Origin of the sequence: uncultured Clostridium sp. (assembly GCF_963515715.1) — a bacterium.
Taxonomy (GTDB): domain Bacteria; phylum Bacillota; class Clostridia; order Clostridiales; family Clostridiaceae; genus Clostridium_AW.
Window position 1 is genome coordinate 1 of record NZ_CAUPZS010000039.1, and the last position, 15,405, is coordinate 15,405.

Annotated in this window: 13 protein-coding genes and 1 other annotated feature; of the genes, 11 read left to right on the top strand and 2 right to left on the bottom strand. The window is 30.9% G+C overall.

The window, feature by feature from the left end; translation table 11 throughout:
- The first annotated feature begins 344 nt into the window (after positions 1-344).
- The 7 genes from RYO54_RS18570 to RYO54_RS18600 all read left to right on the top strand — a co-directional run bounded on the left by RYO54_RS18570 (position 345) and on the right by RYO54_RS18600 (position 11,069).
- The gene (locus RYO54_RS18570; RefSeq protein ID WP_315122059.1) at positions 345-1,535 is read left to right on the top strand and encodes a dicarboxylate/amino acid:cation symporter; all 1,191 of its coding nucleotides are present in this window, start codon (positions 345-347) and stop codon (positions 1,533-1,535) included.
- A gap of 160 nt (positions 1,536-1,695) precedes the next feature.
- Positions 1,696-2,922: a sodium/glutamate symporter gene (gene gltS, locus RYO54_RS18575; protein WP_315122061.1), complete on the top strand. Its 1,227-nt coding sequence runs from the start codon at positions 1,696-1,698 to the stop codon at positions 2,920-2,922.
- Between the two features lie 192 nt (positions 2,923-3,114).
- Positions 3,115-4,008, top strand: coding sequence for a glutamate formimidoyltransferase (gene ftcD, locus RYO54_RS18580; protein WP_315122062.1), 894 nt, complete (start codon positions 3,115-3,117; stop codon positions 4,006-4,008).
- A gap of 107 nt (positions 4,009-4,115) precedes the next feature.
- Entirely contained in the window at positions 4,116-5,798 is a 1,683-nt protein-coding gene (locus RYO54_RS18585; RefSeq protein ID WP_315122064.1) for a formate--tetrahydrofolate ligase, read from the top strand.
- 165 nt (positions 5,799-5,963) lie between these two features.
- Positions 5,964-6,581 (top strand): cyclodeaminase/cyclohydrolase family protein, encoded by a 618-nt coding sequence (locus tag RYO54_RS18590; protein WP_315122066.1) that lies wholly within the window; start codon positions 5,964-5,966, stop codon positions 6,579-6,581.
- 73 nt (positions 6,582-6,654) lie between these two features.
- Positions 6,655-6,865, top strand: a binding site (T-box leader).
- 54 nt (positions 6,866-6,919) lie between these two features.
- Positions 6,920-9,562 carry a valine--tRNA ligase gene (locus tag RYO54_RS18595; RefSeq protein WP_315122067.1) on the top strand — a complete coding sequence of 881 codons (2,643 nt, stop codon included), beginning with the start codon at positions 6,920-6,922 and terminating at the stop codon, positions 9,560-9,562.
- 178 nt (positions 9,563-9,740) lie between these two features.
- Complete coding sequence (locus tag RYO54_RS18600) at positions 9,741-11,069, top strand: folylpolyglutamate synthase/dihydrofolate synthase family protein (protein ID WP_315122069.1); 1,329 nt, start codon at positions 9,741-9,743, stop codon at positions 11,067-11,069.
- 140 nt (positions 11,070-11,209) lie between these two features.
- On the opposite strand, the gene RYO54_RS18605 is transcribed toward RYO54_RS18600, so the two are convergent.
- Entirely contained in the window at positions 11,210-11,458 is a 249-nt protein-coding gene (locus tag RYO54_RS18605; protein WP_315122071.1) for a TIGR03905 family TSCPD domain-containing protein, read from the bottom strand.
- A 128-nt stretch (positions 11,459-11,586) separates the two neighbouring features.
- Between RYO54_RS18605 and RYO54_RS18610 the strand changes: the two genes are divergently transcribed.
- Positions 11,587-12,471: a YncE family protein gene (locus RYO54_RS18610; RefSeq protein WP_315122073.1), complete on the top strand. Its 885-nt coding sequence runs from the start codon at positions 11,587-11,589 to the stop codon at positions 12,469-12,471.
- Here the strand turns inward: RYO54_RS18610 and RYO54_RS18615 are convergent.
- Positions 12,468-12,995: a DUF4364 family protein gene (locus RYO54_RS18615; RefSeq protein WP_315122074.1), complete on the bottom strand. Its 528-nt coding sequence runs from the start codon at positions 12,993-12,995 to the stop codon at positions 12,468-12,470. The genes RYO54_RS18610 and RYO54_RS18615 overlap by 4 nt on opposite strands.
- A gap of 174 nt (positions 12,996-13,169) precedes the next feature.
- Here RYO54_RS18615 and pdaB point away from each other — a divergent pair, with 174 nt between their 5' ends.
- From pdaB to RYO54_RS18630, 3 genes are all read left to right on the top strand, one after another.
- Entirely contained in the window at positions 13,170-13,916 is a 747-nt protein-coding gene (pdaB, locus tag RYO54_RS18620; RefSeq protein WP_399549756.1) for a polysaccharide deacetylase family sporulation protein PdaB, read from the top strand.
- Between the two features lie 165 nt (positions 13,917-14,081).
- Entirely contained in the window at positions 14,082-14,558 is a 477-nt protein-coding gene (locus tag RYO54_RS18625; protein ID WP_315122077.1) for a hypothetical protein, read from the top strand.
- Positions 14,559-14,656: 98 nt separating this feature from the next.
- A complete protein-coding gene (locus tag RYO54_RS18630) occupies positions 14,657-15,397 on the top strand; it encodes a single-stranded DNA-binding protein (RefSeq protein ID WP_315122079.1) in 741 nt (246 codons plus the stop codon).
- Positions 15,398-15,405: the final 8 nt, after the last annotated feature.

Here is a 15,405-nt window from a genome sequence, read left to right on the forward strand (position 1 = left end):
AGATATTAGAAGAAGTTGAAAAGGTTGTAAACTTAGAACACTAATTATTAGAAAACCTGTAGAGCTTAATTTAGCTTTACGGGTTTTTTTTATTTCGGTTAATTATCAAAAATGGTAATTAATTATCAAAGATGATAAATGTTTACAATGAATAATTATGCTAAAATGTAGTAATCAATAATAATAAAATAGCAGATAAAATTATCATAAATGATAATTAAAGTTTTTCTATGAAGGTTATAACTGTTGATATTGAATGCTTCATAATATATAATTAATTGGCATATATATTGCTATTAATTGTATATTATATAATATAATATAAACATAATGGGGGGGTTTTTATGAGTAAACTAAAAGATAATCTAGTTGTAAAGCTACTACTAGCAGTTATTGTCGGAGCTTTGATAGGAATGATTTCTTCTCCAGGGGTAATGGGAGTTATAGTAGCAGCAAAACATATCTTAGGACAGGTGATCTTTTATTGCATACCACTTGTAATAATAGGGTTTATTGCACCTTCAATAGTGAAAATGAAGTCTAATGCAAGCAAAATGTTAGGAATAACAGTAGCAATTGCATATATATCATCCGTAGGTGCAGCAGGATTTTCAGCGTTAGTTGGTTATGGAATTATTCCTAAGTTATCCATAGGTGGAAATGTAGATAACCTAAGAGAATTGCCGGAGCTGGTATTTAAGCTAGATATACCACCTGTAATGTCCGTTATGACTGCTTTGGTTACAGCAATTTTAATTGGACTTGCTACAGCATGGACTAACTCTGATTTGGTGGAAAAATTATTAGATCAATTTGGTGAAATAATGCTCGCTATTGTTACTAGAGTAATAATACCAATATTGCCATTTTTTATAGCTAGTACCTTTGCGGGATTAGCTTATGAAGGAAGTATAACAAAGCATTTACCGGTATTTTTAATAGTTATTTTATTAGTAATATTAGGACATATTATATGGCTTACTCTTTTATACGCAATAGGCGGAGCTATCTCTAAAAAGAATCCTATGGAAGTAGTCAAACATTATGGACCTGCATATTTAACAGCCGTTGGCACTATGTCTAGTGCTGCTACTTTACCTGTGGCTCTTAAATGTGCTCATAAATCTTCAGTATTAAGCGACGAAATAGTGGATTTTGCTATTCCTCTATGTTCTACTATACATCTTTGTGGTTCTGTTTTAACGGAGGTGTTCTTTGTATTGACAGTTTCACAAGTGGTGTATGGGACTTTACCACCTGTTGGAAAGATAATTCAATTTATTGTATTATTGGGAATATTTGCCATAGGAGCTCCGGGGGTACCAGGAGGTACTGTTATGGCATCATTAGGGTTAATTACTGGCGTTTTAGGATTTACCGATGCAGCAGTGGCATTAGTATTGACAATATTTGCGCTACAGGATAGTTTTGGAACTGCTTGTAATATAACGGGAGACGGAGCTATAGCCTTAATGCTTATGGGAATATGTAAGAGAAAGAATATTAATGTAGAAAAAGAAGCTGTAGTTGAATAAAGATAATTACAAATGTGCACCCTGCAGAAAATGCCGCCCGGCATTTTCTGCAGGGTGCTTTTATGCTTTAACATTGGAAAGACATTGAACAATAATGCATAAACTTTTGGCATGAAAAATGCTTTATATGGAGATAAATAAAAAGATAAGGGGGATTAATATGAATATTGAAACAATTAAAGGAGTTTTAACTTTAGAGGTAAACATGATCTCAACTCTTACTTTGGCAATTTTGTTATTATTTTTAGGTAGTTTTCTAAGAAAAAAAGTCAGTTTTTTTGAAAGATTCTGTATACCAGCACCTGTTATAGGAGGACTTTTATTTTCTATAATAACTTTATTTTTGAAGCAGAGTAATGTTATAACTATAAGTATGGATACTACATTTCAATCACCGTTTATGATAGTGTTTTTTACAACTATAGGATTAGGAGGAAGTTTTGCACTTGTAAAAAAAGGTGGTAAATTAGTACTTGTATATTGGCTTTTATCAAGTGTTTTAGCGGTGGCACAAAATCTTATCGGTGTAGGGATGGCTAAATTGGTAGGTATACATCCGCTATTAGGGGTTATGATGGGCGCAGTATCCATGGAAGGCGGACACGGTGCAGCGGCGGCATTTGGCCCTACAGCTGAAGCATTAGGAGTTACAGGAGCTACCACTGTGGCGGTAGCAGCTGCAACATTTGGGCTAATTTCCGGTGGACTAATTGGGGGGCCTATTGCTAAGTTTTTGATTGATAAATATGATTTAAAACCAGCAGATGAAGAGAAAATGGAGGAAACATCTTATAGAGAAGTAGCTGGAATAACAGATAGTAAAGTTACTGCACAAGGTTTTTTACTACATTTAGGAGTTATCAGTGTATGCATGACAATAGGAGGTATAGCTTGTGATTTAATAGCTAGAACTGGAACTGTACTCCCAGGATACGTTGGAGCAATGTTTACAGCGGTAATATTTAGAAATATAAATGATAGAGTAAAGCTTATAAATTTAGACTTTTATACCATAGATTTAATAGGAGATGTAGCATTAGGTATATTCCTATCAATGGCATTGATGACTTTAAAACTATGGGAACTAACAAGTTTAGCAGGACAAATGTTTGTAGTTTTATTTGCACAAGTAGGATTTATGATAATATTTACAACATTTGTTGTATTTAACTTATTAGGAAAGGATTTTGATGCAGCTGTCATGGCATCTGGTATGGCGGGGCATGGTTTAGGAGCTACTCCTAATGCTATAGCTAATATGAGCGCTGTTACAGAAAAATATGGACCATCAACAAAAGCGTTCTTAATAGTGCCATTAGTTGGAGCATTTTTAATAGATTTAGTCGGTATACCTAATATAGTATATTTTATGAATCTTTTTAAATAGTAGAGGTTTTAATTTTACAACGTCTATAAATTAAAGAAAAAATTGTGTTATTTTCGAAATTGTTGCAAAAATTAGACGATTTATTGATGGAGCGTATAGTATAATGAAATCAGAAAAAACAAAATATTATGTTTTCGTAAAATAAATAGATTTAAATATATTTTAGTATTAAAATTAAGGGAGGAATAAATTATGGCAAAACTAGTAGAATGTGTTCCTAATTTTAGTGAAGGAAGAAATAAGGAAGTAATTGAAAAGGTAGTTGATGAAGTAAGAAAGGTAAAAGAAGTAAAACTATTGGATTACTTACCAGATGAAGATCACAATAGAACAGTTGTAACTCTTATAGGAAGTCCAGAAAAGGTTAAAGAAGCAGTTATAAATTTAGCTAAAAAAGCTACAGAATTAATAGATATGACTACTCATCATGGAGGACACCCAAGAATGGGAGCAGTAGATGTTGTACCATTTACTCCAGTAGCTGATATTACTATGGATGAATGCGTAGAATTAGCTAAAGAAGTTGGAGAAGAAATTGGTAGCTGGGGAATTCCTGTTTATTTATATGAGGATGCTGCAGCTACACCTTCAAGAAAGAATCTTGCAGATGTGAGAAAGGGACAGTATGAAGGGTTCTTCGAAAAGATTAAAGAAGAACAATGGAAACCAGATTATGGTCCACAGGCTATGAATGCTAAAAGTGGATGCACTGCAGTTGGTGCAAGAGTAGCTCTTGTAGCTTTTAATGTTAACTTAGGTACTGATAATTTAGAGATAGCTGATGCCATCGCTAAGAAAGTAAGATTCATAGGTGGTGGATTAAGATTTGCTAAAGCTATAGGGCTAAAATTAGAAGAAAGAAATATAGTTCAAGTTTCAATGAACTTAGTTAATTATGAAAAAACTTCTGTATATAGAGCTTTTGAAATGGTAAAAATGGAAGCTAAAAGATATGGTGTGCCAGTAGTAGGCAGTGAAGTTATTGGAACTGTTCCTATGAAATCATTACTTGATGCTGCTGAATACTACTTACAAATAGAAAACTTTGATATAAATCAAATATTAGAAAAGAGATTGTTAGAGTAGTAGTATATTTGAATTCCCTTCATATAAACGTCTATAGTTCTAATTGAATATAGACGTTTATATAATAAATGTTTATATAATAAATAATATAAAAGAGGTGTAGCAAAATGATTAACAAGGTACCTAGCGATATTGAAATAGCACAAAGTTCAAAAATGAAACCAATAACAGAAATAGCTGAAAAATACGGAATTTTAGATGATGAATTAGAGATGTATGGTAAGTATAAGGCAAAAATTTCACAACAAATATTTAATAGATTAGAAAACGAGAAAAATGGTAAATTAGTATTAGTGACTGCAATATCTCCAACTCCAGCGGGAGAAGGTAAGTCCACTACAACAATAGGATTAGGTCAGGCTTTAAATAAAATTGGTAAGAAAACATTTATAGCATTAAGAGAACCATCCTTAGGACCAGTTTTTGGGGTTAAAGGAGGAGCAGCGGGTGGCGGTTATTCACAAGTTGTTCCTATGGAGGATATTAATTTACATTTTACAGGAGATATGCATGCAATAACTGCAGCTAACAACCTACTTTCAGCAGCTATTGATAACCATATTAATCATGGAAATACACTAAGAATTGATTCCAGACAAATAGTTTGGAAAAGAGTACTAGATATGAATGACAGAGCATTAAGAAATGTAGTAGTAGGTCTTGGTGGAAAGGCTTGTGGATTTACTAGAGAAGATGGTTTTATGATAACAGTTGCCTCTGAAGTTATGGCGATACTTTGTCTATCAAATGACCTAATGGATTTAAAAGAAAGATTAGGGAAAATTATATTAGCATATGATTTAGATGGAAAACCAGTTACAGCAAAAGATTTAAAGGTAAATGGTGCAATGGCTATGCTTTTAAAAGAAGCTGTAAAACCAAACTTAGTTCAAACTCTTGAAAATACACCAGCTCTTATACATGGTGGACCTTTCGCTAACATAGCTCATGGATGTAACTCAATAATAGCTACTAAGCTTGGATTAAAGCTAGGAGATATATTAGTTACAGAAGCTGGGTTTGGAGCAGACTTAGGAGCTGAAAAGTTTTTAGACATAAAATGCAGATATGGTGGATTAAAACCAGATGCAGTTGTTGTAGTTGCTACAATAAGAGCATTAAAAATGCATGGAGGAGTTAAAAAGACTGAATTAGGAGAAGAAAACTTAGAAGCTTTAGATAAAGGTTTTGCAAACTTAGCTAAGCAAGTTGAAAACATGAGAAAATTCGGTTTACCTGTATTAGTTGGAATTAATAGATTCGTAAATGATACAGAAGCTGAAATAGAGTTATTAACGAACAAGTGTAAGGCAGAAGGAATAGAAGTTTCATTAAATGAATGTTGGGCAAAAGGTGGAGACGGTGGAAAAGAAATGGCTGAAAAGCTTGTTAAAATATTAGAAACAGAAGAATCACACTATAAACCAATATACGATGTGGAGGCTTCAATACCTGAAAAGCTAAATACCATTGTTAAAGAAATTTATGGTGGAGATGGAGTAGTAATAGAAGGAGCTGCTATGAAGCAGATTGCTAAGCTTGAAGAATTAGGATTAGATGAACTTCCAATTTGTATGGCTAAAACTCAATTTTCATTCTCAGATGATCCAAGTTTAATGGGTGCTCCAAAAGGATTTAAGATTACAATAAAAGATATTAGAGTTTCAGCAGGAGCTGGATTTATAGTATGTCAAACAAGTAATATAATGGTAATGCCAGGACTTCCAAAGGTTCCAGCAGCAGAAAAAATGGATATAGATGAAAATGGAACAATTGTAGGATTATTCTAGTATTACTTGATAACTAAAAGTGAAGAATGAAGAGTGAAGAGTAAAGGATGAAATTCTTTGGAATTTCTAGAAATATATAATTTTAAAAAATTCCAGAGGAATTTTGTCCATAACTCTTCACTTTTAACTTTTAATTTTTAACTCAAAAAAGGGGAGGAAATTTAAATGCTTAAAGAATTAACTGTTAAGGATTTTATATATGAAACAGCATCAGATTCACCTGCACCAGGTGGAGGAAGTGTTGCAGCTTTAAGTGCAGCTTCAGCAGCGGCTCTTATTGAAATGGTAGCTAATTTGACTATTGGCAAAAAAGGTTATGAAGATGTGCAAGGGGAAATGGAAGAAGTAAAGAAAGTTACAGCTTCATATAAGGAAAAATTTATTAATTATATAGATGAAGATTCAGAGTCCTTTAATAAAATAATGGCTGCATTTAAAATGCCAAAGGATACAGATGAACAAAAAGCAGAAAGAACAAAAGTGGTTCAGTCAGCATTTAAGGGAGCGGCTACTGTTCCATTGAATGTAGCAAAGGATGCTTTCGATTTATTACCATGGGCAGAAAAGGTTGTTTTAAAGGGAAACCAAAATGCAGTTACAGATGGTGCTGTAGCAGCTATGTCAGCAAGAACAGCTGTACTTTCAGCTCTATATAACGTAAAAATAAATCTAGGATCAATAAAAGATGAGGATTTCGTGAAGGACATTACAAAGGAAGTAGAAGAATTAGAATCTAAGGTTAATGATATAGAAAAAGATATTTTAGCAAAAGTTAATCTATAATTAATGTATATCTCCGCATACTATTGACAGTTTTTCAAATTAGTTTATAATAAAGATTATTATAATTAAATAAGTATAAGCGTTGAAAAAGAGGAGTAAAGGTTAATAGTTCTAAGAGAGGGAAGTCCACCGGCTGTAAGACTTTCTGTACCAATTGCCTTGAAGGTAGCTTTTGAGCTTCTTTGCTGAAATGATAGTAGGCAAGGACGATTTTCTTAGTCGTTAAAGTTTTAAGAGCCTGTTTTACAGGAAAAAAGGTGGTACCGCGCACTGGCGTCCTTTTATAGGACACGGTGCTTTTTTTATTTGAAAAATAATATGAGGGGAGATATATATATATGAATGAAAATTTAAATATTGCAAAAACCTATGATCCAAAAGAGTTTGAAGAAAGAATCTATAAAACTTGGGAAGAAGGAAAATATTTTACACCAGAGGTGGATAAAAATAAAAAACCTTTTACAATAATTATGCCGCCACCAAATATAACTGGACGGTTACATTTAGGTCACGCTCTTGACAACAGCTTACAGGATTATTTAATAAGAGTTAAAAGAATGCAAGGCTATAGCGCACTATGGCTACCAGGAGAAGACCATGCAAGTATAGCAACAGAAGTAAAAGTAGAAAATGAACTTTTAAAAGAAGGCTTAAAGAAAAAGGAAATGGGAAGAGAAGCTTTCTTAGATAAGGTTTGGGAGTGGAGCGATAAATATAGAGATACCATAAGAACTCAATTGAAAAAAATGGGGGTTTCTGCGGACTTTACAAGAGAAGCTTTCACTATGGATGAAAACTTAAATAAAGCTGTTAAAACTGTATTTGTTAAGTTGCATGAAAAAGGATTAGTTTATAGAGGGAATAGAATAGTTAACTGGTGCCCAAAATGTATGACAGCAATTTCAGATGCTGAAATCGAATATGAAGAAAAAGATGGCTATTTTTGGCATATTAATTATCCAGTTATAGGAACAGATGAAGTTTTAGAGATAGCTACTACAAGACCAGAAACTATGTTAGGAGATACAGCAGTAGCTGTTAATCCAGAAGATGAAAGATACAAACATTTAATAGGAAAAAAATTATTGCTTCCTCTAGTTAATAGAGAAATTCCAATTATTGCAGACGATTATGTTGATGTGGAATTTGGAACAGGAGCAGTTAAAATAACTCCAGCTCACGATCCTAACGATTATCAAGTTGGAAAGAGACATAACCTTCCTGAATTAATTATCATGAATGAGAATGGAACGATAAATGAACATGGCGGAAAATATGCTGGTATGGATAGATATGAAGCTAGAAAAGCTATCGTAGAGGATTTAAAGGAAGGTGGCTTCTTAGTAAAGATTAAAGATCATAACCATAATGTAGGATGTCACGATAGATGCCAAAGCATTATTGAACCTATGATATCAAAACAGTGGTATGTAAAAATGGAAGAGCTTGCAAAGCCAGCTATAGAAGTTGTAAGAAATAAAGAAATAAAATTTGTTCCTGAAAGATTTGATAAAATATACTTCAACTGGATGGAGAATATCCAGGATTGGTGTATTTCAAGACAGTTATGGTGGGGTCATAGAATACCTGTATGGTACTGCCAGGATTGTGGAGAAGTGATAGTTTCCATAGAGGATGTAACTACATGTACAAAATGTGGTAGCCATAAATTAGAGCAAGACAATGACGTATTAGACACTTGGTTTAGTTCAGCTCTATGGCCGTTCTCAACTTTGGGCTGGCCTGATAAAACTGAGGATTTAGAGTATTTCTATCCAACAGATGTTTTAGTTACAGGATACGATATAATATTCTTCTGGGTAGCAAGAATGATATTCTCAGGACTTAATAGCATGGAAGAGATTCCATTTAAAACTGTACTGATCCATGGTATAGTAAGAGATTCACAGGGCAAGAAAATGGCTAAATCCCTTGGAAATGGAGTTGACCCACTAGACATTATCGATAAATATGGAGCGGATGCATTAAGATTTATGTTAATCACTGGTAATGCTGCGGGAAATGATATAAGATTCTATGAAGAAAAAGTTGAAGGTGCAAGAAACTTTGCTAATAAGATATGGAATGCATCAAGATTTGTAATGATGTACCTAGATAAAGAACTTATGGAAAAATATAAGGATTGCAAAGATTATTCCATAGCCGATAAGTGGATACTATCAAGAGCGAATACTTTAGTTAATGAAGTTACAGATAATATTGAGAAATATGAAATAGGATTAGCTTCCCAAAAGGTTTACGACTTTATGTGGAACGAATTCTGTGACTGGTATATAGAACTCGTAAAGCCTGCTCTATATGGAGAGGATGAAAAGGCTAAGGGAGTAGTTTTAAATGTGTTATTTGACGTTCTTGTAACAGGATTAAAGCTATTACACCCAGTAATGCCTTATATAACTGAAGAAATATTTACTCATCTTCAAGAAGAAGAAAAGACAATTACAGTATCTAAGTGGCCAGAATATAAAGAAGAATTAAGAGATGAATTAATTGAAAAGGATATGAACTTAATAATCGAAGCTATAAAGGCCATTAGAAATGTTAGAGCAGAAATGAATGTTCCGCCTTCAAGAAAAGCTAAGGTTATGATATATGCATTAGAAGGTAGAGAAGCCTTTGAAAATGGAAGGGTATATTTTGAAAAGCTAGCTTCTGCAAGTGAAGTAACATTCTTAAATTCAAAGACTGAAGCTCCAGAAAATGCAGTAACAGCATTAACAAAAGGTGCTGAAATGTATATACCATTACTTGACTTAATAGATGTAGAAAAAGAGTTAGAAAGATTAGACAAAGAAAAAGAAAAATTAGAAAAAGAAATAGATAGAATTGAAAAGAAACTTTCAAATGAAGGATTTGTAAAAAAAGCACCTGAAGCTGTTATTGAAGAAGAAAGAGCTAAAGGTGAAAAGTATAAAGAAATGCTTAATGCGGTATTAGAAAGAATAAATAGTCTAAATTAATATTTAGTGTAGAGTGAATAAATAAGAGTGAAGAGTAGAGGTAAGAATTCTACAAAGCAAAATTTTCATATTATATAATATTAGATATATGATGTTAGAAATTTGAGCTTTGCTAAAATTTCATCCAATACTCTTCACTTTTAATTTGTAATTCTTCACTTAAAGAAGAGGGGATATTATGAATTATGAACAAGCAATAGAATATATTGAAAGTACATGTAAATTTGGTAATAACTCCGGTACTAAAAGAGTCGAAAAGATACTAGAACTATTAGGTAATCCTCATAAAGAGCTAAAATGCATACATATTGCTGGAACCAACGGAAAAGGCTCTACTACAGTCATGATATCAAAAATACTTATAGAAGCTGGATATAAGGTAGGTATGTATACTTCACCTTACTTAGAAGAATTTGAAGAAAGAATACAAATTAATGGTGAAAATATTCCTAAGGATAGATTAGCTTCGGTTATGAGCAGGGTTGCTGAAGCAGTAGATAAAATTATTAAAGATGGATATGGAAGTCCAACAGAATTTGAAATTATAACTTGTGCCATGTTTTTATACTATTTTGAAGAAAAAATTGACTATGGAGTTATAGAGGTAGGTCTTGGAGGAAGGATGGATTCAACTAATGTAATTACCCCTTTAGTTTCTGTAATTACTTCTATAAGTTTTGATCACATGGGAATATTAGGAGATACTCTAGAAAAGATTGCTTATGAAAAGGCGGGTATAATCAAAGAAGGGGTACCATTAGTTTTATATCCTCAGCAAAAAGAGTCAGAAGAAGTGATAAAAAACATATGTAAAGAAAAAAATAGTCCATTAATATATGTAAAAGAGGACTCAGTAAAAAGTGCAGAAGAAAACTTATACAATGTAAATTATCAAAGATGCATAATTAGCACTTTAAATAAGGAATATAATATCGAGTTATCTTTATTAGGAATTCATCAACTATTAAACTGTTCTGTAGTTTTAAATGTGATGGAACAGTTGCAAAGCTTAGGGATTAATATTGAAGAAGAGCATATTTCAAGAGGATTAAAAAATGTAAAATGGCCAGGTAGAATGGAAATAATGAAAAAAAATCCTATAGTTCTTATAGATGGGGCTCACAATATTGACGGCATAGATAAGCTAAGTAAAAACGTTAAAAAGTATTTTAAATATAACAAGCTTATATTGATAATAGGAATACTTTCAGATAAACAAGTAGAAGAAATGATTAAAACTATTGTACCTTTAGCACATAGAGTAATAGCTATCACTCCTCATAGTCATAGAGCAGAAAATGCAGATAAATTAGCAGAAATAATAAAAAAGTATAATGATAATTATGAAAAAATTGAAGACTACGAATCAGCTTATACCAAGGGATTATCTTACTGTGAAGAGGGAGACATGATTTTGATATGTGGGTCATTATATATGATAGGAGATATGAGGAAGATTATTAATAAAAATTGCGACTCCAATTTTAAGTTGAGAATTGATAATTGATAATTGAGAGTTATGGATGAAATTTTAGCAAAGCTCAAATTTCTAGGAATATATTAAGGATTCTGCTTAAGCAGAATCCTTTCTTTAATTCTCCATTATTAACTCTCAATTCTCAATTAAATAAAACTGCTTGGCAATTTTTATTTATTATTCAAAGCTTCTTCTAACGCTTTTGATAACTGATCAGGACAGGATGTGCTTTTATTACCACAAGTTAATCCTTTTAATTTTTTAATAGCTTCCTCTACGTCCATTCCCTCAATCAAGGTTGATATTCCTTTAAGATTACCATTGCATCCACCTATGAATTCAACACTTACTATTTTGTTGTTTTTAATGTCAAAGTTTATTTTCCTAGCACAAACTCCAGATGTTTGATAAGTATACATTTCTACTCCTCCTTAAAACTATATGCATAAAATTATATAATAATTATCTACTATTATACAATAGTTATAATATATTTATCTCAAATATTGCACTACCTACATATTATATCTGTGAGGAGGGGAATGTAATGAGTTGTTTATATATTTGTAATACATCATCGGACTGTATTTCTAAAGTAAATTTAGAAAATTTTAAAGAAGAAAGCAAAATAACACTTACACCAATTAATTTTGGCAAAATAGGTCCTCATGGAATATGTAAGTATGATGAAAGGTTACTTACCGCTAATAGTTATGGTAATAGCCTTTCTATATTAAATATAAAAGAAAACAGGGAAGAAGATAGCTTTTTTATAGGAGCTCATTGTAATGATATAGTGGTTTATAAAGATTATGCTTTTATAATATGTGGTGAATTGAATAATGTTATTGTGTTTGACTTAATAAAAAATAAAGTATTAGAGGAAATACCTTGTGGAAATTTACCACATAGTATAGCTCTAAATAAAGAGAAGAAGTTATTACTAATAACTAATATGGAAAATGACTCTATAACTTTAATTGATTGCGAAAATAGAGAGAATGTAAGAAATATTAAAGTTGGTTGCTATCCTACTAAAGCATTATTTAGTGATGATGGTCAATATATTATAGTTTGTGAAAGTAATTTAGGAGCGGATTTTAAAGGAAGCATTTCTATATTGTCATCAAAAAACTATAAATTATTATATAGAATTACCGCAGGTAACTCACCAGTGGATATGTTTTTAGAAGGAAATAACTGTTATGTATCAAATTTTGGAGAGGGAACTGTTAGTATAATCGATATTTATTACTATGAGGAGATAAAAAAGATTAATTTAGGCGGAATGCCTAGAGGCATAATAAAAGTAGGAGATGATATATATGTAGGAGATAATTATAATAATTTACTCATTAAAGCAAATATTGAAAGTGAGACAAAAAAAAGCATACCAATAGGTGGAGAGCCTACGGGTATGATATTGATTTAATTATTTGTTAGTAAATTTATAATTGCTTTATATAGTTCAGAAGAATTGCTTTTCCACTTATTGCAAATATCCCTTGCTTCATTGTTTGAAGGGACAGAAAGTTTTACATCTATTAACACCGTATCATTTTCTAAAGCCTTTAAATTAACAATGTATTTATCATTATCTTCTATTGTATAGTCAGAAAGTATAGTTACTTCTTTTTTAATATTAGTGATTTCTTTATCTAAATAAGCATTGAAAATATCTAATTTATTTTTAGAAATCCTATTACCAAAGAGAAAAAGTACTTTTTTACCTTTTTCAGTAATTTGCAATCTCTGCTTACTTTCATCTTTGATATAGTTTAGAAAGTTTGAAGAGATTAATTCTGATAGATACTGTTGCAAGGTAAAATAGTTTATAAAATTATTTTCTAAAACAACCTGAGTTACTTGATTATTTGTTATAGGAAGTTTTATTTTATCAAATATATACAATAGAAGAAGTTTATTCTCAGCTAACTCTAAAGTATCCTCAAACATTATTTTTCCTCCCTAATAATTTAATCATTTTAATTATAACATAAATTTATGAAAAAAAATAAAGCACTATGATAAATGCCTCTTTATTTTTATAATTTTATTTAATATTAGTAATATTTTACAAAGGTAATAGCATATAAAGTTTTAGGAAAGATAAAAATGGAGGTATATTTATTGGATAGAAAAGTAATAAAAAAAATGATTATTGCTATTTTTATGATAATAATTAGCATGACAGTATCCGTAGTTTTTAAAAGTAAGGGAGTATTTTTGAATAAGGAAAGAAAACTACCTATTTACTCAGTAGGCACAGAAGAAAAAAAGGTATCTATAACTTTTGATGTAAATTGGGGAGAAAATAATGCAATTGAAATTTTGAATATACTAGATAAATACGATATAAAAGCAACCTTCTTTTTAATAGGCAATTGGATAGATGACTTTCCAGAAGAGGTAAAAGAAATTCATAAACGTGGCCATGAAATAGGAAATCATTCAAATTCTCACCCAGATATGAGTAGAATTCCAAAAGAGAAGATAATTCATGAATTAAGTGTTACTGATAGTAAAATAATTAGGATAACAGGAGAAAGTACAAAATTGTTTAGATTTCCTAGTGGGGCATATAATAATTTATCCGTTGAAACAGTTAATCAATCGGGATATTACTGCATACAATGGGATGTAGATAGTATAGACTGGAAGGCTGAAGGAGAAGAAAAGGAATATAACAGAGTTATGAAAAATACAAAACCTGGGTCTATATTATTATTTCACAGTGATGGAAAATATACTCCTAAAACACTACCCAGAATAATTGAAGACTTAAAAGCTAAAGGATACAAATTTGAAAAAGTAGGAGATCTTTTATACAAAGATAACTATTATATAGATCATCAAGGAAGACAAATAAAACAATAGTTGAAGGGTATACTTATGTATACTATAATGGAAATATAAGTAAAAGCATAATTAAACAAAAGATAAGTTACAAAGGAAGGTGATAGTGTGTACAAGATTAACATTGAGTATAAAAAATTAACTCCTGAGTAAAATATTTATAATAGGTAAATAGGAGTTGATATTATGAAGAAAGTTTTTGTTATTGACAATAACTTTGAGTTTATAAACTATATAAAAAGAGAGTTTAGGATGTTGAATTTAGATTTAGATATAGATTATAAAGGATTAAATGAAGAAAAAAAATATGATTATATAGTTATAAATAATATAAATGAATTAGATTTATGTATGGACAATTATATTGGGGATTATTATCTACTGAATATGGATATGGAATTTAATAATATTTTATTTGAGGGTAATTTAATTACCTACGGATTAGGTAATAAAAATACTATAACTGTATCTAGTATTTCAGAAGATAAAAGTGGGTTTGTATATTGTATTCAAAGATATATTAAAGAAGATGTTATACCACAAGAAATACCAGTGAATAGAAAATTTAAAGACAATTATGAATTATATGCTTTTATGATATGTATAACTATAGCTTTAATAGAAGGAATAGCAGAGAATAAAATCAGAACTAATCTAGAATAGATAGAACAAATTTACTAATATTAAGTATATTTTAGAATTTTTTTGAATATTAATATGTTGTAAAAGTATTTAAGATACTAAGGGAAAGAGGGGTTAAAATGGAGAATGTATTACAAAATAATAAAATTTACTTAGAAGGGGTAGTGAGTTCAGAACTTGAATTTAGCCATGAAATGTATGGAGAAGGTTTTTATACTTTCTATGTTGAAGTTCAAAGATTAAGTGATGCTAAAGATCAGTTGTTCGTAACAATATCGGAAAGATTAATCGGTAATATGGATTTAAAAATCGGCTCTGAAGTTGTAGTAGAAGGACAACTTAGGTCATATAACAAGTTTGTGGAAGGTTCTAATAGGTTAATATTAACAGTATTTGCAAGAAACATAGAATACTGTATTGAAAGGACAAAAAATCCAAACCAGATATTGCTTAATGGCTTCATATGTAAGCCGCCGGTTTATAGGACAACTCCCTTTGGAAGGGAAATTGCAGATTTGCTTTTAGCTGTAAATAGAGCATACAATAAATCGGATTATATCCCGACTATAGCTTGGGGAAGAAACGCAAGATTTTGCGAAGAATTAGGTGTGGGAGATAATGTTAGGATATGGGGAAGATTACAAAGTAGAGAATATCAAAAGAAAATATCAGAAGATGAAGTTATAAAGAAGATAGCTTATGAAGTATCTATATCTAAAATGGAAAAAGTATCTGATGATAAAAAAGATTTAGTAAAGGATATTGAAGAAGGGGAAGAGAATATAGAGGATATAGAACAAATAGAAGAAATTGATGAAATTGATGAAATTGATGAAATAGAATTAGCGGAAAGCTTATAAATTAAATA

Excerpts from the sequence above, each read along its gene's own strand:
- RYO54_RS18600 (WP_315122069.1), top strand. The coding sequence starts at position 9,741 with ATGAATTATGAACAAGCAATAGAATATATTGAAAGTACATGTAAATTT.
- RYO54_RS18615 (WP_315122074.1), bottom strand. The coding sequence starts at position 12,995 with ATGTTTGAGGATACTTTAGAGTTAGCTGAGAATAAACTTCTTCTATTG.
- RYO54_RS18570 (WP_315122059.1), top strand. The coding sequence starts at position 345 with ATGAGTAAACTAAAAGATAATCTAGTTGTAAAGCTACTACTAGCAGTT.
- RYO54_RS18625 (WP_315122077.1), top strand. The coding sequence starts at position 14,082 with ATGAAGAAAGTTTTTGTTATTGACAATAACTTTGAGTTTATAAACTAT.
- RYO54_RS18590 (WP_315122066.1), top strand. The coding sequence starts at position 5,964 with ATGCTTAAAGAATTAACTGTTAAGGATTTTATATATGAAACAGCATCA.
- RYO54_RS18605 (WP_315122071.1), bottom strand. The coding sequence starts at position 11,458 with ATGTATACTTATCAAACATCTGGAGTTTGTGCTAGGAAAATAAACTTT.
- ftcD (WP_315122062.1), top strand. The coding sequence starts at position 3,115 with ATGGCAAAACTAGTAGAATGTGTTCCTAATTTTAGTGAAGGAAGAAAT.
- RYO54_RS18610 (WP_315122073.1), top strand. The coding sequence starts at position 11,587 with ATGAGTTGTTTATATATTTGTAATACATCATCGGACTGTATTTCTAAA.
- RYO54_RS18630 (WP_315122079.1), top strand. The coding sequence starts at position 14,657 with ATGGAGAATGTATTACAAAATAATAAAATTTACTTAGAAGGGGTAGTG.
- RYO54_RS18595 (WP_315122067.1), top strand. The coding sequence starts at position 6,920 with ATGAATGAAAATTTAAATATTGCAAAAACCTATGATCCAAAAGAGTTT.
- RYO54_RS18585 (WP_315122064.1), top strand. The coding sequence starts at position 4,116 with ATGATTAACAAGGTACCTAGCGATATTGAAATAGCACAAAGTTCAAAA.
- gltS (WP_315122061.1), top strand. The coding sequence starts at position 1,696 with ATGAATATTGAAACAATTAAAGGAGTTTTAACTTTAGAGGTAAACATG.